Source organism: Microcoleus sp. N3A4, from assembly GCF_036701805.1.
Lineage (GTDB): Bacteria > Cyanobacteriota > Cyanobacteriia > Cyanobacteriales > Microcoleaceae > Microcoleus.
In genome coordinates this window covers 44,256-67,547 of sequence record NZ_JAUBRJ010000020.1, presented here as the reverse complement: position 1 = coordinate 67,547, position 23,292 = coordinate 44,256, and the positions used below count along the sequence as shown (strand labels likewise).

Here is a 23,292-nt window from a genome sequence, read left to right as displayed (position 1 = left end):
AGATACAATCCAGAATAAAAGCTCGATCGCCCTTGCTCTCAAAAAGCCTCCAATCAAAATAACACTATGAAATTTACCCTAGATGTAGAAAACAACCCTACAGGCTGGCCAGACCACACTCAGCTACCAGAATCCGACGGTACTTTTGTGAAAAATTTCCAAGAACATCCTCAAAGCATTCTGTTAACCGATTCAATTACTCCCGTTTTAGAAAGAATCCACACTGACGGTAACTATTGTATCGGTCAAGATAGCGGTATTTACTGGCGATTAACTGAGCCGCTAGAACGGGGTGCAGAAGCGCCTGACTGGTTTTATGTGCCTAATGTCCCGCCAACTATTGACGGTCAATTGCGCCGTTCTTATGTGATGTGGCAAGAATTCGTAGCACCGTTAATTGTGTTAGAATTTGTATCGGGCAATGGTACAGAAGAACGGGATAGAACGCCTTTGTTGCGATCGGGTCAACAGGAAACTAAGCCGGGTAAATTCTGGATTTATGAAAATGTGATCCGTCCGGCATTTTACGGGATTTATGAAGTAACTAAGGCTAGCGTTGAAGTCTATCACCTGATCGAAGATAGGTATCAATTAGTTGCTGCAAATGAGCGCGGTCATTATCCCATTGAACCGTTAGGAGCGGAATTGGGAATTTGGCAAGGAAGGTATCAAAATGTTGAGTTACCTTGGTTGCGCTGGTGGGATAGTGAAGGGAATTTGCTGTTATCGGGAGCAGAAAGAGCTCAACAAGAACAGCAAAGAGCCGATCGCGAACAAGAAAGAGCTCAACAAGCAGAAGACCAATTAGAGCAATTGCGCGCTCAGTTGCGATCGGCTGGAATTGAACCGGAATTGTGAATTGTCTGCAAGGGCGATCGCCCCCATCCCCAGCGATCTCACGTAAAAACTTTACAATGGCGATCGGGAACATCGATCGCTTCTATTGAAGCTAAAATCGAACAACAACCCAAAATAAATCTATGGGACTCTTTGACAAGATTCGCGGCGAATTTGTCGATATCATCGAATGGTTGGACAATACCAGCGACACCATCGCTTATCGATTCGAGCGCCACCAAAACGAAATTAAACAAGGTGCTAAACTAACTGTACGACCCGGACAAATAGCAGTCTTTGTCAGCGAAGGCCAAGTAAGCTGTTGTGCATCTAATTTGACAGTCAATTTTCTACAATTATTGTGGAACTGGCCCCAGATCCCGGATCTAGATTCAATTTAAATGCGCGACAGCTTAGCAGATATCTTCTTAACAGCGGGAACCGCTGTAAGAGTGGCAAAGAATACAATTAAATTACTAGATGTCGTTACCTTGACAGTTGACATTCCTGAATACAACCTGTGGCGCGGACAAGTAGGGACTGTGGTTGAACTGTTGGCTGATGGTGCAGCGTTTGAGGTTGAATTTAGCGATCGCAACGGACGCACTTATGAATCTGTCGGGCTGCATCCACAGCAAATCATGGTGTTGTATTTTGAGCCAGCATCACCCGATCGCAAAGCCGAAATGGTGACAGCACAAGCGTCACAAAAACTTGCGGACTTTATATAAAATGGAAATTTGTAACCGCAGATGCACGCCGATAAACGCAGATAGATAGAGATATAATTGATATTATCGGTAATTCTGAAAACCTATGACTGAAGCTTTACCCAAACTCGTAAACTTCGAGGAATTTGTGGAGTGGCTGCCTGAAAATTCGGCGGTACGCTACGAACTGCACAATCGAAATATTATTGAAATAATACAACCAGTAGGCGAACATCAAGAAGTTACAGGCTTTCTTACGATCGCAATTGCTATTCAAATTAATCATCTGGGATTGCCATACAGTATCCCCAACCAAGCGATAGTCAGGCCTCCTGAAAAAGATTCTGGTTATTTCCCTGATGTGTTGGTGCTGAATCGTGCAAATCTGGTGAACGAAACTTTATGGCAAAAACAATCTATCCTCAGTTTGGGTGCATCGATACCTTTGGCGATCGAGGTTGTGTCAAGCAATTGGCGCGATGATTACTATTTGAAATATGCTGATTATGAGGAGATGGGTATTCCTGAATATTGGATTGTAGATTATGCTGCGTTAGGCGGGCGTAATTTTATTGGCAATCCCAAACAACCGACAATTTCTGTCTGTAATTTGGTTGATGGTGAATATCAAATCCTCAAATTTCGAGAGAACGATCGGATTGTGTCGCAAACTTTTCCCGATTTAAACCTCACAGCAAACCAGATTTTTCAAGCTGGTTTAGTATAAGCTAATCTCTTGGAGATTGGAAAATTTTAATGGTAAGGTGCGTCGCCATCTACAATCTGCAAGTTTTATTGAATATCTCATAGCCACGCACCCTACGAGTAGAGTTTGTCCCTAAGTCATATTCTACTTATTTCTTACCGAATACGTAAAAAGTAGTGATATCGTTCCAAATTCCTTGTTCGGTTTGCAATGCTTCTAATTCTGCCTCAAATTCTGCCTGGGCTTGTGCTAATTGCTCGGTTGAAAGTGTTGACAGAGGTGGCGGATATTGTCCGGGGGCGGGATGGGAATTTCCTGCCCACATTGCTTTTGCTTTTTCTAAACTGATATAGCTGCCGTCTTGCTCAATCTTAATTTCTATTTCCTTAAATCCTGCTTGTTCGAGTAAGTTTTGGCATTTTTCAACAGTGCCTGTGGGTTTGCTCATATAGAAGGCAATGCCGTATTTTTGGGCTACTTGCTGCGTCACAACTCCGCCCACAAAAGCGGTGTCGGCGAAGGCATGAATGCCGATGATTCCCCCTGGTTTTAGAAATGTGTGCCAGTGAGTGAGTGCTGCGTGCAGATCCGACATCCAAATGAAGGCACAAGAGCAAAAAATGCGATCGCAACTATTCTCTGGAAAGTCTAGAGCTTCGGCATCCGCCAGCAAAAATTCTGTATTGTGGAGATTTAATTCTAGAGCTTTGTTTCTGGCTACAGCAAGCATTCCAGGCGAAATATCTATGCCAATAACCCGACCCTCAGAACCCACAATTTGAGCTGCTGCGATCGCCACATGACCCGTTCCAGTTGCAATGTCTAAAACCTGCTGTCCGCGACTAACTCGCCCGTATTCAACGAGGCGCTGAGCAATCTGCAAATGCCAATCGCTATTGTCATAGGTTTGACTTCTGCGGCTGTACAAATCTGCGATTTCTTGCTTGTATTTGTCTAGCTTAGGTTGGTTGTTCATCTAGGTTTTATCCGTAGAAATTTACAGGCGAGACGCCTGTAGCACCTGTAGGGTGCTTAAGGCGGACAGAGAGGCCTTTCAATCATTCCGCAAAGCTGCGATCGGATCTAAGCGAGCCGCATTCCGAGCCGGCAATACTCCAGCTAACAACCCGACGGTAAAAGATAGCCCAAAACCTGCTGTAATCGACCATACAGAAACCACAAACGGAAACTTAAATGCTGTCGAGGCCCCAAAGGCGATCGCAATTCCCAACGCAATTCCCGCCGTTCCCCCCACCGTGGAAACTAAAATAGATTCAGCCATAAATTGAATCAGAATTGCCGCATTAGTAGCACCTACCGCTTTGCGAATCCCGATTTCCTTAGTGCGTTCCACAACAGACACCAACATAATATTAGCAATACCGATGCCGCCAACCACCAAAGAAATTCCGGCGATCGCTCCCACCATAACCGTAAATAAACCTATCACATTGCTGAAAGTATTAACGATCTCAGCTTGATTTACAACTCGAAAATCATCCGGTTGTGGGGGATAAATATTGTGACGCAAGCGCATGATATTTTCCACTTGAAATTGAGCATCCGCTAAATCCGCTTCCCCGCTAGTTTGCAACCAAAAACCCGAGATCGCAATCCCCGCTAAAGAATTTCTCCCCACAATCCGCGAAGACATATTTTTGAGGGGAATATACACTCGATCGTCCTGATCGGTTCCCCCTACAGACCCCTTGGTTTCCATCACTCCAATCACCTTGTAGCGGTTTCCCTGAATGCGAACATCCGCCGATAGCGCATTAGCGCCGACTCCAAACAGGTCGTCTCGAACCTTAGAACCGAGGACAACTACTGGCTCAGCAGCATTCAATTCATCCTCGTTAAAAAACCGTCCTTCTTGGGGTTGAATGTTCTTCACATCGGGATAATTTAAATCTGTTCCCAAAATAGCAGTAAATGAATTTTGTCCGCCATAAACGACTTGCACTTGGCGCTGCAAATAAGCCGAAATCGCCTTAACTGCAGGAGCTTGTTTGCCGATCGCCCTAGCGTCATCCCAAGTCAGGGTAGTAGCAGAACCGCTTCCCTGACTGACACCGCCAGATCGCGCAGCGCCGGATAAAACCAACAGCACATTTGTACCCAAAGCCTTTAACTGTTCTTCAGTTGATTTTTGTACTCCCTGTCCCACCGAAGTAATCGCAATTACCGAAGATATCCCAATAATTACGCCCAGCATAGTTAAACTGGTACGCAATTTGTTATTCCACAGCGCCTCTGTCGCCATGAAAGCGATTTGAACGTTAGAGATTTTGTTGGTGCGGGGGCGAGTCTTTAATTTCATGTTATTTGTTATTTGTTGTTTGTTGTTTGTTGTTTGTTATTTGTTATTTGTTGTTTGTTGTTTGTTATTTGTTGTTTGTTGTTTGTTGTTTGTTGTTTGTTGTTTGTTGTTTGTTGTTTGTTGTTTGTTGTTTGTTGTTTGTTGTTTGTTATTTGTTGGGAAAATTCATCCTACTCACATCTTTCACCCTTCTGATGAACAGGCAAGATGCCTGTTCCACAATAGATCAATTTTCTTCTTGTGGGGTGGGCTTCTAGCCCGCCCAAAAAAGGATTATTGCAAATAGTGCAAGATGATATCCGATCTAACGCAAGCGCGCGCCACCACCCGGTTGCAAACCCGGAATCCCCCCCGGCGATGGATTTTGGGATCTAGGCCGCAATCCGGGGGGTAAACTAAGCAGCACTTTTTCATTTCCTTTCAAACCCGATCGCACTTCCGTCTTGTCATCCACCGTCATACCAGTCTTAATCGGCATAAAAGCAGGTTTGCCATCTTCTCCACCGGGAACAAAAACCCCCGTTTCCCTTTGTTGGCGGACAATTGCCGCAGTCGGGACTACCAAAACATTTTTAAGTTCACCGGCTTTAAACTCAACATTCACATTCATGCCCGATCGCAGCATTTCTTTATCGTCATTAATAATTGCCGCTTTTACCTCAAAACTTGTCACATTTTGCAGGACGATCGACTGAGGCGAAATTTGACTGATTTTACCTGCAAAAGTCTTTCCCGCAAAAGCATCGGCTTGAATAGACGCAGCCTGGCCGATCTTAATCTGAGAAATATTAGTTTCTGCTACGTTTGCTACTAATTGATTTTTTGAAGCTAAGGACAAAATCGAAGAAGAAGTCGCCGAAGAAACCGCACTACCTGCAGTCGTGGGAGTCACAAAAGCGCCCGGATCGGCGTACTTGCGGGTGACAGTGCCGGTGAAAGGAGCCCGCAGCACAGTGTCGTTAATCTGCGCTTGAACGCTTTGCAGGCTGCCTCTAGCGGCGAGAACTTGGGCTCGGGCTTGGGCGATGTCTTCGGGGCGGGAACCGGCTTCTAGCAGCGCCAAAGCTTGCTGTTTTTGCTCGACGGCGGCCTGCCCCGCAGCGATTTCTTCGGGGCGTGCGCCCGATCGCGCCAGGGCCAAAGTTTGCCGTTTTTGCTCGACGGCGGCCTGTCCGGCAGCAATTTCTTCGGGACGTGCGCCCGATCGGGCCAGGGTCAAAGCTTGCCGTTTTTGCTCGACAGCAGCCCGCGCCGAAGCGATTTCTTCGGGGCGAGTACCCGCTTGCAGCAAAGCTACAGCTTGTTCGGCTTGTCTGACTTGCGTTTGAGCTCGATCGCGCGCGGTGCGGGAGTTGTTGACAACTTGCAAAGCAATGGCGCCGGCATTATAGAGTTCCTGATTTCTCTGAAAGTCTTCCTCTGCTTGGTTTTTGGCGTATTCGGCATCTCTGAGTTTGGCAATTGCTTGGGCGATGTCTTCAGGGCGATTGCCCTTGAGCAATTTTTGTAAATTTGCCTGTTGTTCAGCTAATTGTGCCTCAGCTACGGCAATATCCTGGCTTCGATTGCCGTTGAGCAATTTTTGTAAATTTGCCTGTTGTTCAGCTAGTTGTGCCTCAGCGACAGCAATGTCTTGGGTTCGATTGCCGTTGACCAATTTTTCCAGACTTGCCTGTTGTTCTGCTAACACTGCCTTAGCCACAGCAATGTCCTGGGTTCGAGTGCCGTTGACCAATTTTTCCAGGTTTGCTTCGGCGGCTGCGAGTTGTCCGCGAGTTTGGGTAAGTTGTCCTTGGAGGTTGGAGTCGTCCATGTAGGCGAGAATCTGCCCTTTTTCAACCTTATCTCCTTCCTTGACAAGCAAACTTTTGAGCATTCCTGAAGTTTTGGGGCTGACGTTAACGGAACGTTCGGGGACAATTGTGCCGTTTGCCGAAATTGTAATCGGCAGGTTCACCCTTTCGACAGCAACGGTTCTTTCCCTGCGTCTGGTTTCGCGGCTGGATTTGACAGTGAGTTGGCTGTAAGCTGTGTAGCCGACTCCTGCAAGCAGGGAAGCGGCGAGGAGTCCGCTAACCCACGGAGTCAGCTCTTTTTTAATCTGAAAGTGCTTTACTAAGTACATATAAATTAGACATATCGGGCGTCTGTTCAATTTAGACCGATCGGGAACAGAAAAGGTTCAATTGAAGTCAGACTAGGTTTTTTCCCGTGTTTAATGCTTGCGGGCGATCGACTTTAGAGTCCAACATCGATCTCCAGTGCAGCATAAAACCTGTTGGGCCAAATGCGCGATCGTGAATGAAGATAGTTTAATCTGGCATATCTAATCCTTCAGGCAATTTGAGTGGGACGAAGCGAAAAACCTTGAAAACATCCGTAAACATCAGATTGATTTTGTCGATGTTCCCGCGATGTTTGATGGTGAAATGCTGATTGAGCTAGACGATCGTTTTGATTATGGCGAAGATCGCTGGTTTGGAATCGGTTTTCTCGGTTCTGGAATAGCGGTAGTAGTTTGGACAGAACGTCAATCGATTTTAGATTTTAGATTTTAGATTTTAGAATTAAAGCATTTACCCCACTAATAAATTCGGGGGCTCCTCGATCGGATACAGGTTTTTTATTTCTGGACGAATGAATCCGGGGGCTTGTATCCTGGATGCTTGATTGTCAAAACAATGTAATCCGAATCATTTCAGCGCCAAGAGCCAACCGTCATGAGCAGAAACGATTTGAACAGTACCTCTGGTACTAACTGGGCAGCCTTAGAGTCAAGGTCAGAAGAGAATATCGACTACTCAGATATTCCACCGCTGACCGATGAATTTTTTGAACGATCGACTTTACGTATTCCAGCAGATCGATCCCACAACTTAGTTCAGCTCTATCCAGATGTGAAGCAGTAGTTTGAGGCTCAAGGGGAACAGTATAAAACTTTAATTAATAACGTTTTACGCCAATATATAGAGAAAAATAACAAAACTCAGCACTCAGCATAACTGTGCGTTTTAAGTGGTCGTGCATAGTATAGTGGGTGAGTTATCGCTCTTTCTATCCTGCTCGATCAATAATTTGCCCTATATCTTGAGGCGTTGCACCTGTTGCCAGGATTGCACGTATTAACTATTCAATTGAAACCAAATCGTCGCCATTTTCAGCTTTGGCAATACGAGGTTGGCTGGAGTTGATTTTCTCAGCTAACTCTGCCTGTGTCATCAATCTTTGCCGACGTTCTTTGAGATTAAGACTGAGGCCTAACTTAATGTCAATTAGGATCGATTTCTCTGGTGAAAGTTCTAAGAATTCCGAGGCAGAGCCGAGCTTCCAGCCTTTATCTTCTAGACGCTTTATTTTCGCTGGCTCCATAACATTACTCCTCCCTATCCGTGTCATACTTCTTCAATCGTTTCTTGCCGTTTTCAATCACGTCGATCGGTGTACCTCTAGTGGTCTTATTAAAGGTATGTAGTTGCGCTTCAGCGCTCTTTCCTAAGCTAAGGAATGAAAAATAAATAAGGTGACTAATAGAGCAATAGTTTAGCTTGGATCGAGGCTTCAGGGGTTTAATTGTGCAAGTTATTTATTTTTCATTCCTAAGAGCGCTGAAGCGCAACTACATACCTAAAATTTAGCCACAGTCTAAACACTCTAGTGATGGCTCGAAAACTAATGCCGCGGTTGAACGCAATCGTTATCTGCGATCGCCAATTTCCTCAACAAACAGCCGCTACACCCAACTCTGTAATCGCCGCCTCCGGGCCCACCAAAGAAATATACGGTTCTACAAAATATTTCTTAGCAGCATCCCGCGCTTGTGAAGCTGTCACCTGTGCAATTTCTTCTTGAAATTGTTGGTCAAATTTAATTCCCAATCCCAAAATTTCGTACCAGCCTAAAACTTGGGCAATTTGCGAATTAGTTTGTTTTCCTAAAGCATATTGACCGAGCATTTTATTCTTGCAAGCTTGCAATTCTTCTTCGCTTAGTTCGGTGTTGGCGAGTCGATCGACTTCTGCGCGCAATCCTTCAAAAGCAGTCGCCGTATTTTCCGGCGCCGTACCCATGTACGCGACAAACTGAGCCGTGTCCAAGCGCGTCGCGTAGAGCGCGGAAACATCGTAAGCCAAGCCCCGCTTTTCCCGCAATTCCACAAACAATCGGCTCGACAAACCGTTACCCAAATAAGTATTCAGCAACTTAATCGCTGCGTAGTCGGGGTTTTTGACAGAGGGTGCGAGGTAGCCCAGCATAATCACTGATTGCTGGGTATCTTGCGCCGTAACGACAGATTGAGGGGAGGGGGACAGGGGGGGGACGCTTAAAGTTGGCAGGGGTGTTAAAGGCGCTTTCCAGTCGCCAAAAGTTCGATCGATCAGGGCGATCGCATCTTCGGTGGATATTCTGCCGGCTACAGAAATAACTACATTATCGGGACGGAAATAGGTTTTGTGGAACTGTTCGAGCTCGTTTCTGGTGAGCTTTGACATAGTAGCTTCCGTGCCCAAGGGAGAGAAAGCATAGGGATGTTCCTGGTACATCGCGTGCCGCAATTGCTCGAAGGCGATCGCAAACGGCTGTTCTTGCTGCGATCGAATTGCCGATATGGCAATGCGGCGTTCGAGTTCGACTTCAGCTTCCGGGAAAGTGGGCGATCGGGTCAATTGCGCCGCCAACTCCAAAATCTCCTCAAAATCCGCAGAAACCGTCTTCAAACTCACTAAAAAATAATCCGTAGTAGAGTCGGCACTCAACCTCGCTCCCACCGATTCTACACGCTCGGCAATTTCCAGCGAAGACAGGCGATCGGTTCCCTTAGTCATTACCGCCGACAGCAAGTGACACAATCCTGCTTGTTCCGGCTGCACGCAGCGACTGCCGGCCCGCAGGAATATCCTAGCTGCAATAATATCTGCTGCTGGATTTTCTGCTGCCAAGACAACAATACCGTTGTCTAAAACCGTGCGCTGGATTTCATTTTTCATGGTTAATTTAGTTGGGAATTGGTAACAGGTAATTGGTAATTGGTAATTGGTAATATCAAATCCGGTTGCATCGGAATTATGAGCGCGCTCACGTCGTCCCCGCTCGCGAGCCACGCCGCGAGCGGGGACGCTCGCACTGGCATTATCCAAATATATTATTCCGATGCAACCGGAAACGATATAATTCGTAATTGGTAATTACTCGATCGCCATTTTTCTATTTTTCATTTGCATCTTGTTATGATGTCATACCGGGCACGGCCTGACCAACAACATCTAAATATAACAGCATCTATTCGGTAGGATGCGCCACAAGTACAGCTCACCTGGGACAAACGCCGAACCTCATCCGGTACAAAAGATATTTATTTTCACCCGTTTACCAATTAGATTGGTTTGAGCACCACGGCCGTGTAGCGCCAGGGAGAGAGATATTGTTGAGCTAGGCGCAGCAGGTCTAATTGCCCAAAAGCTTTAATCCTGGTGGGATAGCTGAGTGCTAATTCGGCACTGGCGATCGTATTGTAATATCCGTAAAGACCGGCTAGCTGTCCCGGCGTTTCGATCGAGAAAGCAAAATCGTTGCACAGCAAACGCTTACAGCGGAGCAATTCTACCTCGGAAACCGGCTCGGACTGCAATTCCCAAAGTCGATCGCAAATCCGAGATTCCACCTGTTCGATATCCTTCGCGTCCAAGACTGCACTGATAGTAAATAAACTCGATTCCCGTTGCAGCGAGAAAGTGCTGTCGATCGCCTCTACTAATTGTAATTCTTCCCGCAATTCCCTGACTAAACGCGAAGTCCGCCCGTCTGCAAGCAACACCGACAGCAAATCCAAGCCGCAAGCACTTTGCAAATGTTCAACTCCCGGCCCCGTCCAGGCCATCATCAGCCGCGCTTGTTCCAATCGGGGGAGGCTCAATTCCTGACGGCGAATTTCTATCAGTGGCGGTTCCGCCTCTGCGGTTAATTTCGGACAATCCCACGGATCGGAAAACTGCTCGAATGCTTTCCCCGTGATATCCCTAGCCTGTTCTTCATCAATTCCCCCGACTACCACCACAGTCATATTTTCCGGCTGATAGTGCGATCGGTGGAAACAGCGCATTTCGTGGGGAGTTCGCGACATCAGCAGTTCTTCCGTGCCCAGTACCGATCGCCTGTATGGATGTCGCTGGTAAACTGTTTCCATCATGGCTTGGAAACCCAGCCAATCGGGATTGTCTTGAGCTTGGCGGATTTCTTCGAGCACCACATCTCGCTCGCGATCGAATTCCCGATCGGGAATCGAAGCCCGCAGCAGCAATTCTGCCAGCGGCTGGGCTGTTTCTGCTAAATAATCGGCCGCAGCGTTGACGAAAAAATGGGCGTAGTCGTGACTTGTAGCTGCATTGGCGACACCGCCGCGATTTTCGATTACTTGGTCAAATTCTCCCGGGGCGATCGAATCCGTCCCTTTAAATATCATGTGTTCTAAAAAATGAGCCATTCCCGACCAAGAATCCGGCTCCAGCGTAGCGCCAGCCCTCACCCACACGTCTAGCGCGACCACCGGTGTGGCCGAAATCCGCTGGTGAATGACCGTTAACCCATTATTCAGCTTCCAGACATTGGCTGGGAATTCTAAAGCAGTGAGCAGTTGAGACAAGCTAGTTATTCTTAAACTTTAGTTAATTTCGGCTGCAACTATGGTAGCGCTTTACAGCTATGCGATCGGGATTAATTGATACAAAAGTCAGTTGACTGTTGAGTGTTGTCAGTGGGCAGTTGGCAGTTGGCAGGAAAGCAGTTGACAGTTGGTAGTTGTCACTTAATAGTTGTCAGTGGTCAGTTGGCAGTTATTAAGGGTAATTTTTGCTTTTTTAAAAAACGACCTTAGCCTTAATTTATTACCATTTTTTTGCTCAAAAGTCAATAGGTTGCGCGGGATATTAATGAATCAGTCGGGAGAAAGAGGATGTTATCAGAATATATCAATAAATTAAGAGATGTAAGAACACTAAAGACCTTGAGAGGAGAAACGACAGATGGTAGCTACCTTAGAAGATACCAAGCGCCAAGCGATCGCGACTAAATTAGCAGACATGAAAGCGCTGCAAAACCTGCTGATCGCCAACGAGCAATTGTTCATCAATTCCTGCAACGACTCCGAACTAGCCCAGCGCTTCCGGGATATGCTCGAGGACGATCGCAAAAACTTGGGCGTATTAGAAACCGTAATCGTTCAATACGGAATTCAAACCGAACCCAAAGAAACCAGCACAAAAATGATCGAAGAAGTTCAGAAACTCATGAAAGGTTCTGAACTGACCATGTTTGAAAAAGTCGCTCAGCACGAACTGCTCAAACACAAACAAACAATGGCCGGCTTGTTAATTCACAAAGCCGCTCAAGTAGTCGGCGCCGACATCGAAGCCGCCATTACCCCGCTCAACACAGTTAACTTTGAAAACCGCGCTCACCAAGAACAACTTAAAGGAGTTCTCGAAATTTTAGGCGTGCGCGAACTGACCGGCAAAGACCCCGACCAAGGCGTTTGGGCCCGCGTGCAAGATGCAATGGCAGCCATGACCGGCATCATCGGCGGTGCTGTCACCCGCACCAAAAATGAGATGAACATCACCGAAATCATCACAATGGATCACCGCAAAGCCGATACCCTATTTATGGAAATCGAAAAAACCGACGATCCGAAAAAACTGCAAGAATTCTTCGGTCAACTTTACAAAGACCTCAGCGTTCACGCCGAAGCAGAAGAACAAATTGTTTACCCAGCAATTCGGAGCTACTACAGCAACACTCAAGAACTGTACGACGAGCAAGCAGAAATGAAGCAAATGCTCGCCAAAATTAAGGCTCTCAACCCCAGTTCTTCTGATTTCAAATCCCAAATCAAACTGCTCAAAACAGCGGTTCAGGATCACGTAAAAGAAGAAGAAAACGATATGTTCCCTCAAATTCGCCGCAACTTTAGCGAAGCACAAATGGAACAAATGGCTACTCAATTCAAAGCAGCCAAAAGTACGCTCCAGCAAGAAATGGCTAGCATGAGCTAATTCAGCAGTCGGCTAATTTCCACTCTAGCAAAACTAGAGAATAGTTAAACTGCAACCTATCAATCCCGCTACCCACGTAGCGGGATTACTGTTTTGTGTGAACTTACAAATGTTCTAATTTATAGTCCAGGACGCGCGGGTGGTCAGAAACCGGTTTTTTTTACGAAAACACTTCGTTCCAGCCCGCTGATTCGGTAAAAAACCCGGTTTCTTTGGCTTGATGCTTCCTGGACTGAATCAGAGATTTTTGGTGAAACTCACAGCGAAATCTTATCCGTTAATCACAGAACCGCCGTTGGGATGCAAAATTTGACCCGTCATGTAAGACGAATCTTTTGAAGCTAAAAACACGTAACTGGGGGCAACTTCGTCGGGTTGACCGGCGCGTCCCAAGGGCGTGTCTGCACCAAATTTCTCAACTTTTTCTTCAGGGAAAGTTGCAGGAATTAGAGGCGTCCAAATCGGCCCGGGGGCGACTCCGTTGACGCGAATTCCTTTGTCAGCTAAACTTTGAGACAAGGAGCGGGTAAAGGCAACAATTGCTCCTTTTGTGGATGAGTAATCTAGCAATTGTTGGTTGCCTTTGTAAGCGGTGACAGACGTAGTGTTGATAATTGCACTTCCTTCTTTTAGGTGTTTTAGAGCCGCTTTTGTCAGGTAAAACATTGAGAAAATATTGGTGCGGAAGGTGCGCTCTAATTGTTCGGCGGTGATGTCTTCGATGCTTACTTGGGGATGCTGTTCGGCGGCGTTGTTGACGAGGATGTCGAGGTGCCCGAATTCTTTAACTGTTTGTTCTACAAGGTTTTTACAGGTGCTTTCTTCGCCGATGTCGCCGGAGAGGGAAATACAGCGCCGGCCTTGTTGTTCGATCGCCTCTTTGGTCTTGTTAGCATCTTCATTTTCGTTGAGATAGCCGATCGCCACATCGGCCCCTTCTTTGGCAAATGCGATCGCCACCGCCCGCCCGATTCCGCTGTCTCCGCCGGTAATTAAGGCTACTTTGTCCCGCAATTTGTCGCTACCGCGATATCCCTCCGCGAAGGATTGAGGTTGCGGAGTCATTTGGGATTCAACACCCGGTTGCTGTTCTTGATGTTGAGCCGGATTGGTTTGTTGTTGAGTTGGCATAACATATTCCTCTAACTTCTACCTCTATAAATAAAGGTTTTCTTGGGGCAGGGAATCATTCTTTTTGCCGATCGCGCCCTACGACTAAAGACAGTAATTAAACAGATAAATAAACCCGTCAGCCGAACCCATGATTGTGGCGGGCTGGTTTATATAAATTGTGAGTTTTCCTCAAAGATTGTCGGTAAAACCAGCGCCTACGAGCATCGGGATATATTTGTTGTAGAGGCGGGTTTCACGAAAAATATTTCCGGTAATTAAAGAAATCGATAAACCCGCCGCGCGAGCCTCTAATTATTGTCAAAACAGCAAAAAGCACGCCAAAAAATCATTTGACGTGCAGTTTAAACAAGCTAGTTGCTAATTGCTGAGTCTCAAACTAGAAACCCAACCTAACATTAAAACCCGGTAGGCGAAGCCTTCTGAGTAGCATCAGTCCACACTGATGCAGATTCCTCGAAAGCCTTCTTCTGAGCGTCTAAAAACGTTACGATCGAAGCCTGTGCGGACTCTTTCAAAGCGGCGAAATTATCAACATAAGCCAGACCAGGATCGTCAAGTACGATCGAATTGTTAGTAGGGGTAACAGATTGAGCAACCGAGCCGCCGTCGAGCAGAGGATCGGTACCAGTTGCCACATCCTGAGATTGACCAGTCACCGGATCGAGGCTGCTTAGTCTTATTATTCCCGATGGGTCTGGGGTCGTCACAGGCGTCGTAGGCACTGCGTTAGGGCCCGGCACGTTAAAGTTAACAGGGTTTGGCCCAGTTGGGATCGGGAACGGGTTGCTAACGCTCGCATCGAAAACTTCCAAAACCGAGTAGGTATCGGGCAACAAATTAGGAAACAGAGCAATACCATTAGCATCAGTTCTCACCAGCGGCTCAGTCGCAGGATCGTACTTGCCGTTTTTGTTCAAATCCAAAGTAAATGGGATATTGGCAAGGGGCGGTTCTCCCGTATCCCGTATACCGTTGCGGTTGTCGTCTTGGAATTTAGGAACCGACAAATCATAAAACCGAGAGTTTCCTACTAAAGCGCAAGTAAAGGTTTGATTCGCACCGAGAACAACATCCACCGGTTGAGTCGTTTTGAAGTAGCCAGAAGGTGTTACTTCTCGAATGCTGTAAAGGCCGGGGGTCAAATTGGTGAATGCAAAGGTACCAAACTGATCGGTAGTAGTAGTGGGTTCACCTGCTTGCAACACACCGTCACGGTTGGTATCGATAGCAATGGTGACACCAGCAATAGCTGGCTCATTGCCATCTCGATAACCGTTCTGGTTGAAGTCCTCAAACTTGCAACCGGTGATGGTGCTGTTGGGTGTGTTGGCAAAGGTAACGTTAGCGTCCTGAAGATTGAGGGTAACATCGACGCGATCGGGCGTAGAAGGGGAGAAATTGGGCTGTGCAACTTCCCTGACGACATAGTTGCCTGTTGGCAAGTTGGTAAAGGCTCCTCTACCCTGGGCATTTGTTTGGATTTGCTGTTCTCCAGCGCTGGGAGTGCCATCATTGTTGGCATCGAGGAAGACGGTAACACCGCTAATTGGCAATTCACCCTGAGTTGGTTCGTAGCGACCGTTGGCATTCAAGTCATTGTATTTGAAGATATTGATGTTCGGTCGAGTGTTGCCCACACCGCTATTATCTCCAACGCCCTGATTAACTCCAACAGGAGAAAAGGTAAGTGACGGTTGGGGGTTAGGCGCTGGCAAAGTGTTTGTTGGCGCTGCAAAAATCGGTCGCTCACCAGTGGTCGCGATCGATCTTTCACCTGTTTGTTGAACGCCGTCGCGGTTGTTGTCTACGAATTTAGGGTCGTTTGGTTTCAGTGTATAGGTTGAGTCTGCTACGATCAGTGGTTGCTCTTTGCTGATCGTAGCCTGGAATCGCGCCTGCGGCCCTGGTGCAGAAACCAGAGTGGGGTTGGAAGTGGTTGCTACTGGAAAATTTAAATTGCCTGGGACACCGCCACCTACTACTGCCGGCAGTACAGATGGAAAAATTTCCAACACTTGGTAATTGCCAGCTCGCAAATCTTTGAAGGTAACTACTCCGTTTGCATCAGTGATTGCGATCGGTTCTGAGCCTGAATCCCAGTCACCGTCACCGTTCACATCTAAAATGAAGGGTACTCGGGCAATGGCGGGTTCCAAGGATCCATTAACAATATTTCGCGAGCCGTTGCGGTCTATGTCTCGAAATTTTTGAACCTCAATTTGATAGAGCGGAGTGTCGCCAACTTGAGCGCAGGCAAAGGTTTGACCGGCTGCTACCGTCACGTCCAGTACGGGAATGTTGTCGGGCGGAGTGCTCTGGGGAAAATCTTGTGTTTCTAAAGGTTCTGCGTTCGGAGGGTTATCGTTAACTTCTACTCCGGTCACAGAATTAACTTGTCGTCTGATCCTTTCTTCCCGAATCTTGTAGGTTCCGGGTGCTACATTAAACTCCCATCGACCGTTTTTGTCTGTTAAGGTGCTGGGTTCCGTACCAGCTTGGAGTTGACCGTCGCCATTTAAATCAAGATATATCCTGACGTTTTTAATGCCCGGTTCATTCCCATCTCGGAAGCCGTCGGCATCTATGTCTAGGTATTTGCATCCTACGATCCGGCTGCCTGGAGTTGCGGTGTTGCCAAATAAAACGTTGACATTTCTGTCTCCAACAACAGTGACAGCCAGGGGATTGGGAGTAGTAGGACTGAAGCCAGCAGGTATGTTTGTTTCGGTGAGTACGTAATTCCCAGGGACAAGATTTATGAATGAGAACGCACCGTTAACGTTCGTCGTGGCTTCGGCTTCCCCAGCACTAGCATTAAATACACCGTTGCTGGTGTTTGCTGGTTCCAGGAGGATGGTGATATCACGGAGACCTTCTTCATTAGAATCTCTGATGCCATCCGCGTCTCGGTCATTGAACTTGAGGCCTAGAATTGCCGGGCCAGTATTTCCAACCACAACTGGCTGTAATTGCTGGGCAATGCGTTCTTCGTTAGTTAAATCTAAATCTGCCATGATTTCTCTCCTTCACACCTAAATCCACGTAAGTTACAGACTACTGTATGGGTTTGTCAATAGCTGAGTAGCTTTTGCTAGTCGCTGACAAACGCTACTCGATTTTACATACGTCTGCACTTGAGGTAATGTTCCCATCTCACACAACAATGCCTCAAGCTTTGTCGCTGGCAAGTATATCAGGTTTTGAAGAACCCTGGCAATTTGAGGGCAACATCTTCAAGATTTGCACGCCTTCTCTGTCCGTACATACTTGCTGTTTCGAGCTTTAAAAAGCCTAAGACTGACTTCTCCCCCCTGAGATCGAGTCCGGCTGCATCGTTCTTGTTTGTCCTGGTTCGCTGTCATTGGCGATCGCAGCCTCAGCGATTGCCAAGCACAGCGAACTATGAGCGATCGAGCTACCGGACTTGATATGACTTGCTTTGCCTGGAAATACGCCGATCGGGGTTGGGGGAACTGTCTGATAGTTTCTGACTCACAGAGATGCTACTGCCTCTGAATATTGCACCCAATATACAAGCCAGCTTCGGAGTTGCCGGAACTTAGGCTTGAGTGTTGGAGGTTGCCAACAATAGGGTATCACGCGATCGCCCTTTAACCTCTTCCTGATTTTTATCGGCGGTTTGGGATGCGGGGCGATCGAGTTTTGTGTCACCCTACATAACCGAGAAATCTCTCGCGCCCACCGGCACAAACGAGTGAGCGATCGCCCCATTAATTAATTCATTTGTCTTGACAAAAGTACCAATTTGTGGATTAGGCTCCAGACCGACATTCTGTTGCCCAAAGTTAGGAATATTGCCTAAATTCGCAAAAAATCCATCACTCAAAAATTTACTAATTCGATAAATATCACGACCCGAACTCAAAAGCAAGCTATCCGCCCCAATATTGCCTGCAGGTTCGCCCGCATAGCTGCTGCCATCCGTCAGCGGGTCGTCCTTCAAGGATTTAGCCGACCTATCCTCAGTATCTCCCGTCAGCAAATCGATGCTGCTAGCCCGAATGTCTGCCGAGACAACAACCAGCGCAGGCGGGGTCGTTTGAATGAAACCGGGCGGCGGAACTTCGCGGACAACATAACCACCTACCGGAACATTGCGGAAACTGTAATTGCCTTGAACATCGCTGAAGGTACTCGCTTCGCCCGGATCTAAACTGCTGTTGTTGTTGAGGTCGATGTAAATTTGAGTGTTGGCGATCGGCGGTTCCCCGGGATCTAGGCGGCCGTTAGCGTTAAAATCGTTAAATTTCACACCGCTGATGGTGCCCGTTACCAACACGTTGCCAAAGCTGAGATTAGTGGCATTTGTGCCGTTGCCCACGGCGATCGGAGTCGGATTTGGCGTGGTTTGTCGAAAACCGGGCTGCGGGACTTCCCTCACGAAATAAGTGCCTTGGGGCAAGTTGATAAAAGAGAAATTACCTTGGGGGTTTGTTAAAGTCGAAGGTTCGTTGGGCTCTCGGCCGCCGTTGTTGTTGAGGTCGAGGTAAATCGGCCAGTTAGCAACTCTCGGTTCCGTCGGTTCGTTGATACCGTTAGCGTTGAGGTCGTTGAACTTGAAGCCGCTGATGCTGCCGGTGGGAAAATTGTTGCCGAAATTGACGCCGACAGCGTTGGTATTGCCGGTAATGTCGATCGGGCCTGGAGTTGGCGTAGTCTGTACCCATCCCGGTTGCTGGACTTCCCTCACCAAATACCGGCCGGGAGAAACATTCGCAAAAGTATAATTGCCTTCGGGGTTAGTGATGGTATTCGGTTCGCCCGGGTCTAGATTGTTGTTGCCGTTGAGGTCGATGTAAATTTGCCAGTTGGTCAGAGGCGGGTCTGTCGCATCTCGGACGCTGTTGGCATTCAGGTCATTGTATTTGAGACCGCTGATACTGCCGACAAAAAAGACATTGCCAAAATTGATGTTGTTGACAGTGGCGTTGGAAGTAACGTTAACCGGGGCGGGGTCGGGCGTGGTTTGGCGAAAACCCGGTTGCTGGACTTCTCTCACCAAATATGTATCTGCGGGAATATTGACAAAAGCGTAATTGCCCTGAACGTTTGTCAAAGTAACAGGTTCGCCGCCGTCGAGCCTGTTGTTGCGGTTGAGGTCGAGGTAAATTTGCCAGTTAGCTAGCGGTGGTTCCCCTGGATCTGGGCGGCTGTTGCTGTTGATGTCGTTGAATTTTGTGCCTGCGATCGTCCCTGCGTTGAAGTTATTGCCAAAATTGATATTGCCAGCGTTTGTCCCGCTGCTAATCGTGATGGGTGCGGGATTTGGAGTAGTTTGGCGAAAGTTCGGCTGCTGGACTTCCCTAACTTGGTAAGTGCCCGGCGGCAGGTTGGCGAAGATGTAGTTGCCTTGCGCGTTTGTGACGGTGGAAGGTTCGTTAAAATCTGGCTGACCGCTGTTGTTGAGGTCGAGGTAGATTTGCCAGTTGGGAATTGGCACTTCTCCGGGATCTGGGCGGCCGTTGGCGTTGAAGTCGTTGTATTTGTTGCCGCTGATGCTGCCGACTTGGAAGTTCCCGATGTTGACGTTGCCGATGTCTATTTGGCTGGCGGTTCTGGTGGGGGTGGATTCGGACATGGTGTTGCTGGGGCCCAATGAACGCGGTTCAATGTTTTCTGTAGGGCAATCTAGCAGTTTTTTTGCCAATTGCAGCTATTTGAGAGGATAAAATTTTTTATGAGAGGGAAGGGCAGGGAATCAGAAATGCCCCATGCCCCATGCCCCATGCCCCATGCCCCATGCCCCATGCCCCATGCCCGATGCGTAAATTTTTTCCAGATTTGATGTACGATCGCTACCAGTTTTGCAGAGGTCGAATTCCCAATGTCCCGAAACTTGACAGCAAGCTGGAATGACGCCCGCGAGGTTCCGAGTTTGCTCTTCGGCTGGAGTTTGTGCGGTTTATTGGCAATAGGCTCGATCGCCCCTACTCCTGCTGCCGCACAGCTACCTACCTCCGAACAGAGTAACAGCAACAGCCCGATCGCTCAAACAGGTGCGATCGTCCGCCCCACGCTCAAATTGGGCAGCCGCAGCTCGGAAGTGATCGAACTCCAAGCTGCTCTTAAATTGTTGGGCTTTTACCCTGACACTGTAGACGGGATTTTCTCGCAAAGCACCGCTAGAGCTGTATCTCAGTTCCAGGAAGCAGCAGGCCTTGCTCCCGACGCCATAGTCGGTCAAGATACTTGGAACCGGCTGTTTCCGGCGGCTCCGAGCGCGATCGAAAACCCGATCGCCAACGCTCCTGCAACTGCCGACAACTCAGAGATTAACCCCCAAGCGCAGCCAACAAATTTTCCAGTTTTGAGAAGACGAATGCGGGGGGCGGCAGTCAGAGATTTGCAAGAACGGCTGCGGGCCAAGGGATTTTTGCGCGTGAGTGCTGACGGCGTATTCGGCCCGGAAACTCAAGCTGCTGTCAAGGCGGCTCAGCGACAATATCAACTGCCAGCAGACGGCATTGTCGGCCGCGCAACTTGGGAAGCTCTGCTGCGTTGACAGCAAGCGAAAAGTGCCGGCTATGCACGTTGCGGTATCGGGCGATCGTACAAATTGTTAATAATCGCTTTTGGAAGTATTTCTGCACGTCAAAAAGTGTCAAGTTTGGTAAACAAAGTGTTGTCATGCGTGCAGTTGGTGTTAACTTAAAAACATGAGGGGCAAAACCAAGAAGCACAAAAAACTTGGATAAAAAATTTGGAATTAGAGTATTTGTCCCGATCGGCTCTAGTCCGCAGGCAACGCCTGAACCGTGTAGTTTATTAGCAAAGAAAGGTTGACATTGCGATCGAGATTTGTTAAATGGCTTGAGGCTATTGCATAAATCAAAAGTTGCGATCGCACAGTCAAACACAGAAGTCTGAATAGACTCCGCTGATAGCTAGCTCGTCCGCAGAGTAGTTGCCAAAAAGTCCACCTTAGTTGTAGTTTGCTGAAACTCAGCAGAGCTAAAAACCCACTTGAATCAACTTAATTTACAAACTTTTTAGGGTCTGGCATCCGATATGCTAGGCCCTAAAATTTGGTTATTGGTGATTGGTTATTGGTTGTTGGTTATTGGTTATTGGTTATTGGTTATTGGTTGTTGGTTATTGGTTGTTGGTTATTGGTTGTTGGTTGTTGGTTATTGGTTATTGGTTATTGGTTATTGGTTATTGGTTAACAGTGCGAGCTTCTAGCTCGCACTTCACAATCATTATCGGTGATTAGCCGGAAAGGATATTCCCAATGCCCAATGCCCAATGCCCAATGCCCAATGCCCAATGCCCAATGCCCTATTTCCAATAACTATTTAATGTCCTCAATTCGAGCATTCAAACCGTTAGCGGAGAGCATTTGTACCAATTCCTCAGCTTTTTCGCGTTCCCGAAAAGCACCGGCTTGCATCACCGGTCGTCCGCTGGAAAAAGAGCGAAAAGCACCGGGAACGAGAGATTTCATTTTTTGTCGATCGCCCGAACTGTTGGCATCCACCACAACTCGATACCGCAAACCCAAAGCAGACGGTCGATCGAATGACAGCGAATTCTCCCGGGACTCGGGCAAAGAATTCCCCCCTAAAAGTGCAGGTACATAGCCGCCGCTTCCGAGAGGAATGTTGCGGCCCGGAACCGGCAATCTACCCTCGGAAGAAACCGCAGTCGAACTATCAAAATTGGGAGGAATAATTGGTTGCTGTACCGAAATTTCCGAAACCGATCGAGAATTAGGCTCGGGCACGGGAATTGCGATCGCCCCTGGGACTACCGGTGAAGCAGCGGCATTCCTCGGAGAAAGCTCTTGCCGCAACTGGGCGTTTCGCGGCGCGGGTCGATTTTGCACCGGTCGCCTGGAAACGGGCGCAGGTGGCGAAATTGGCGCTATTTCTACTCTGGGACTTAGCCGCCCGGGAGTGTAAGCAGGGAGAGAAGTTTCTGGGCCGCCGATGCTGGGAGGTCGATCGGCCGTTAGCTGCAAAGCACTTGCCCCCATTGGCCCAGGGGTAAAAGTTCCCGCCACATCAACCGAGCCCGTCGTCCGGCTGCTCGACAATTGATTGCCGTAAGCTGGGATTACTTGACCTTTGGCCGCATTGTTTACATCGTACTGACCGTTGTTGCGAATGACATTGCCCCCCGGTTCGGCTGCTGTTCCCAAATCCGGCAGAGCTCTCGATATCGCCACAATTCCGTCCCGCCGGTTACTCTCGATATAATTGTTACGCAGCACCGGTCTAGCATCAGCTTGCACCACCACGCCGTCTTTATTGCGAGTAATTTTGTTGCCGATCAGCAGAGGCGAAGCGTTCTGGGCTACATTCACCCCAAATCCCGTGTTTTCAAACACATTATCTCGAACTTCCGGCTGGGAACTGCCAAAAATCGTGATGCCGTTAGCTCCATTTTTCGAGAAAACATTCCCGCCAATCGTCGGCCTGGAAGTACCGACTACCGAAATGCCGTCGTGAGTGCTGCCAGAAAAAGTATTGTTAACAACGATCGGAGAACTCGATTCGATCCACAAAGCGTAACCGCGAGAGTTGGTATTCGTCACCGTCACCCCGCTGAGTCCGGCCCTGTCTGCGCCTAAAATCGCAATATTTTGACCCGCTGAAGTCGGACTGATAAAATATCCTCCGCCTTTGATGACAATATTCTGACCGCGAGTGTTGGGATTTCCCTGAACTGTCACGCTGGACCTGAGCATTAATGGAAATTTTTCGCCGGTTTGCTCGCTGTAAGTACCGGGCGCTAGCAAAATCGCTGTCTTGGGCGGGGCCACGCTCAAAGCGTAGGTAAGGGTTTTGAACGGAGCTCGATCGCTGCCGTTGCCCCCTGTGTCGCTGCCCCCGGTCGAACTGACGTACAGTATGTTGATGTCGCTCTGCAGGATCTGAGAAAGTAGCTGCACTCCCGGTACTCCGGCAGCGATAACTGACGGTTGATGGTTGCAAAGGGCGGTCATCGCAAAGACGAGCAGAAGGCCAGAACTCAGACAAGATTTTTGCGATCGATTTTCTTTGCACCCGGTGTGTTGTGAGTAAATCAGCATAAAAAAACGCAACTTATCTGTGAGTCGAGTTTCGCCTCCGATGTTTCGTGTCGGGTTTTCGCGATCGAAGTTTAAATACGCCCGCCTGTTTGGGTTGTTCTCCCTTAATCTTTGGTGTTGTTCTGCTAACCTCACGGCTCTCCTCCCAAGTGTGGTATGCAGCTTAACGATTTCACTCTCATCAAGTTTGATCTATTATGCTTCGTTTTTCTCAAATTCAATAAAACTTAAAAATTTGTCTAAATTAAATCGGTTGAAGTAAAAATTAGGCCGATCGCTTTGCTACGATCTTGACCGAGAATTTCTTGATAGTACAAGCCCCCGTCTCGATCCGTGGAATCAATCCAAAATCTCAAATCTAAAATCCTCAAGCCCCCGAATTTATCCGTGGGGTCAATCCAAAATCCAAAATCTAAAATCTAAAATCGAATGACGGCGTGGGAGAATGTAGCGGGTTGATTGGTAAGATTAATTATAATTAGGGT

The 23,292-nt window shown here is 47.8% G+C and carries 17 protein-coding genes and 1 pseudogene; 8 read left to right on the top strand and 10 right to left on the bottom strand.

Going from position 1 to position 23,292, the window contains the following annotated elements:
- Window positions 1-66: 66 nt before the first annotated feature.
- The 4 genes from QUA56_RS14265 (at window position 67) to QUA56_RS14250 (ending at window position 2,274) form a co-directional block, all read left to right on the top strand.
- Window positions 67-858 (top strand): Uma2 family endonuclease, encoded by a 792-nt coding sequence (locus QUA56_RS14265; RefSeq protein ID WP_333358585.1) that lies wholly within the window; start codon window positions 67-69, stop codon window positions 856-858.
- A 122-nt stretch (window positions 859-980) separates the two neighbouring features.
- On the top strand, window positions 981-1,238 hold the full coding sequence (locus tag QUA56_RS14260) for an SPFH domain-containing protein (RefSeq protein WP_333358582.1): 258 nt from the start codon (window positions 981-983) through the stop codon (window positions 1,236-1,238).
- A complete protein-coding gene (locus QUA56_RS14255; protein ID WP_333358580.1) occupies window positions 1,239-1,568 on the top strand; it encodes a DUF4926 domain-containing protein in 330 nt (109 codons plus the stop codon).
- Between the two features lie 85 nt (window positions 1,569-1,653).
- Complete coding sequence (locus tag QUA56_RS14250; RefSeq protein ID WP_333358578.1) at window positions 1,654-2,274, top strand: Uma2 family endonuclease; 621 nt, start codon at window positions 1,654-1,656, stop codon at window positions 2,272-2,274.
- Between the two features lie 127 nt (window positions 2,275-2,401).
- Here the strand turns inward: QUA56_RS14250 and QUA56_RS14245 are convergent, their stop codons facing one another.
- From QUA56_RS14245 to QUA56_RS14235, 3 genes are all read right to left on the bottom strand, one after another.
- Window positions 2,402-3,229 carry a methyltransferase domain-containing protein gene (locus QUA56_RS14245; RefSeq protein ID WP_333358576.1) on the bottom strand — a complete coding sequence of 276 codons (828 nt, stop codon included), beginning with the start codon at window positions 3,227-3,229 and terminating at the stop codon, window positions 2,402-2,404.
- A gap of 78 nt (window positions 3,230-3,307) precedes the next feature.
- Window positions 3,308-4,573 carry an ABC transporter permease gene (locus QUA56_RS14240; protein ID WP_333358574.1) on the bottom strand — a complete coding sequence of 422 codons (1,266 nt, stop codon included), beginning with the start codon at window positions 4,571-4,573 and terminating at the stop codon, window positions 3,308-3,310.
- Window positions 4,574-4,877: 304 nt separating this feature from the next.
- Complete coding sequence (locus tag QUA56_RS14235) at window positions 4,878-6,698, bottom strand: efflux RND transporter periplasmic adaptor subunit (protein WP_333358572.1); 1,821 nt, start codon at window positions 6,696-6,698, stop codon at window positions 4,878-4,880.
- A gap of 235 nt (window positions 6,699-6,933) precedes the next feature.
- Here QUA56_RS14235 and QUA56_RS14230 point away from each other — a divergent pair.
- Both QUA56_RS14230 and QUA56_RS14225 read left to right on the top strand, forming a co-directional pair.
- Window positions 6,934-7,131: pseudogene (locus QUA56_RS14230) on the top strand (BrnT family toxin); the annotation flags it as partial.
- Between the two features lie 162 nt (window positions 7,132-7,293).
- The gene (locus QUA56_RS14225) at window positions 7,294-7,482 is read left to right on the top strand and encodes a hypothetical protein (protein ID WP_333358570.1); all 189 of its coding nucleotides are present in this window, start codon (window positions 7,294-7,296) and stop codon (window positions 7,480-7,482) included.
- Between the two features lie 217 nt (window positions 7,483-7,699).
- On the opposite strand, the gene QUA56_RS14220 is transcribed toward QUA56_RS14225, so the two are convergent.
- The 3 genes from QUA56_RS14220 to QUA56_RS14210 all read right to left on the bottom strand — a co-directional run bounded on the left by QUA56_RS14220 (window position 7,700) and on the right by QUA56_RS14210 (window position 11,210).
- Entirely contained in the window at window positions 7,700-7,942 is a 243-nt protein-coding gene (locus tag QUA56_RS14220) for a helix-turn-helix transcriptional regulator (protein ID WP_333358568.1), read from the bottom strand.
- 347 nt (window positions 7,943-8,289) lie between these two features.
- Window positions 8,290-9,558, bottom strand: coding sequence for a pitrilysin family protein (locus tag QUA56_RS14215; RefSeq protein ID WP_333358567.1), 1,269 nt, complete (start codon window positions 9,556-9,558; stop codon window positions 8,290-8,292).
- Between the two features lie 386 nt (window positions 9,559-9,944).
- Complete coding sequence (locus QUA56_RS14210; protein ID WP_333358565.1) at window positions 9,945-11,210, bottom strand: pitrilysin family protein; 1,266 nt, start codon at window positions 11,208-11,210, stop codon at window positions 9,945-9,947.
- Window positions 11,211-11,589: 379 nt separating this feature from the next.
- Between QUA56_RS14210 and QUA56_RS14205 the strand changes: the two genes are divergently transcribed.
- On the top strand, window positions 11,590-12,618 hold the full coding sequence (locus QUA56_RS14205) for a hemerythrin domain-containing protein (RefSeq protein WP_333358563.1): 1,029 nt from the start codon (window positions 11,590-11,592) through the stop codon (window positions 12,616-12,618).
- A 270-nt stretch (window positions 12,619-12,888) separates the two neighbouring features.
- Here the strand turns inward: QUA56_RS14205 and QUA56_RS14200 are convergent, their stop codons facing one another.
- The 3 genes from QUA56_RS14200 to QUA56_RS14190 form a co-directional block, all read right to left on the bottom strand.
- Entirely contained in the window at window positions 12,889-13,749 is an 861-nt protein-coding gene (locus QUA56_RS14200; RefSeq protein ID WP_333358561.1) for an SDR family oxidoreductase, read from the bottom strand.
- A gap of 398 nt (window positions 13,750-14,147) precedes the next feature.
- Window positions 14,148-16,766: an SdrD B-like domain-containing protein gene (locus QUA56_RS14195; RefSeq protein WP_333358559.1), complete on the bottom strand. Its 2,619-nt coding sequence runs from the start codon at window positions 16,764-16,766 to the stop codon at window positions 14,148-14,150.
- Window positions 16,767-17,425: 659 nt separating this feature from the next.
- Entirely contained in the window at window positions 17,426-19,351 is a 1,926-nt protein-coding gene (locus QUA56_RS14190) for an SdrD B-like domain-containing protein (protein ID WP_333358557.1), read from the bottom strand.
- A 246-nt stretch (window positions 19,352-19,597) separates the two neighbouring features.
- On the opposite strand from QUA56_RS14190, the gene QUA56_RS14185 reads away from it, so the two are divergent.
- The gene (locus QUA56_RS14185) at window positions 19,598-20,275 is read left to right on the top strand and encodes a peptidoglycan-binding protein (protein ID WP_333358555.1); all 678 of its coding nucleotides are present in this window, start codon (window positions 19,598-19,600) and stop codon (window positions 20,273-20,275) included.
- A 789-nt stretch (window positions 20,276-21,064) separates the two neighbouring features.
- Here QUA56_RS14185 and QUA56_RS14180 read toward each other — a convergent pair.
- Window positions 21,065-22,942, bottom strand: coding sequence for a DUF1565 domain-containing protein (locus QUA56_RS14180; RefSeq protein WP_333358553.1), 1,878 nt, complete (start codon window positions 22,940-22,942; stop codon window positions 21,065-21,067).
- Between the last annotated feature and the right edge of the window lie 350 nt (window positions 22,943-23,292).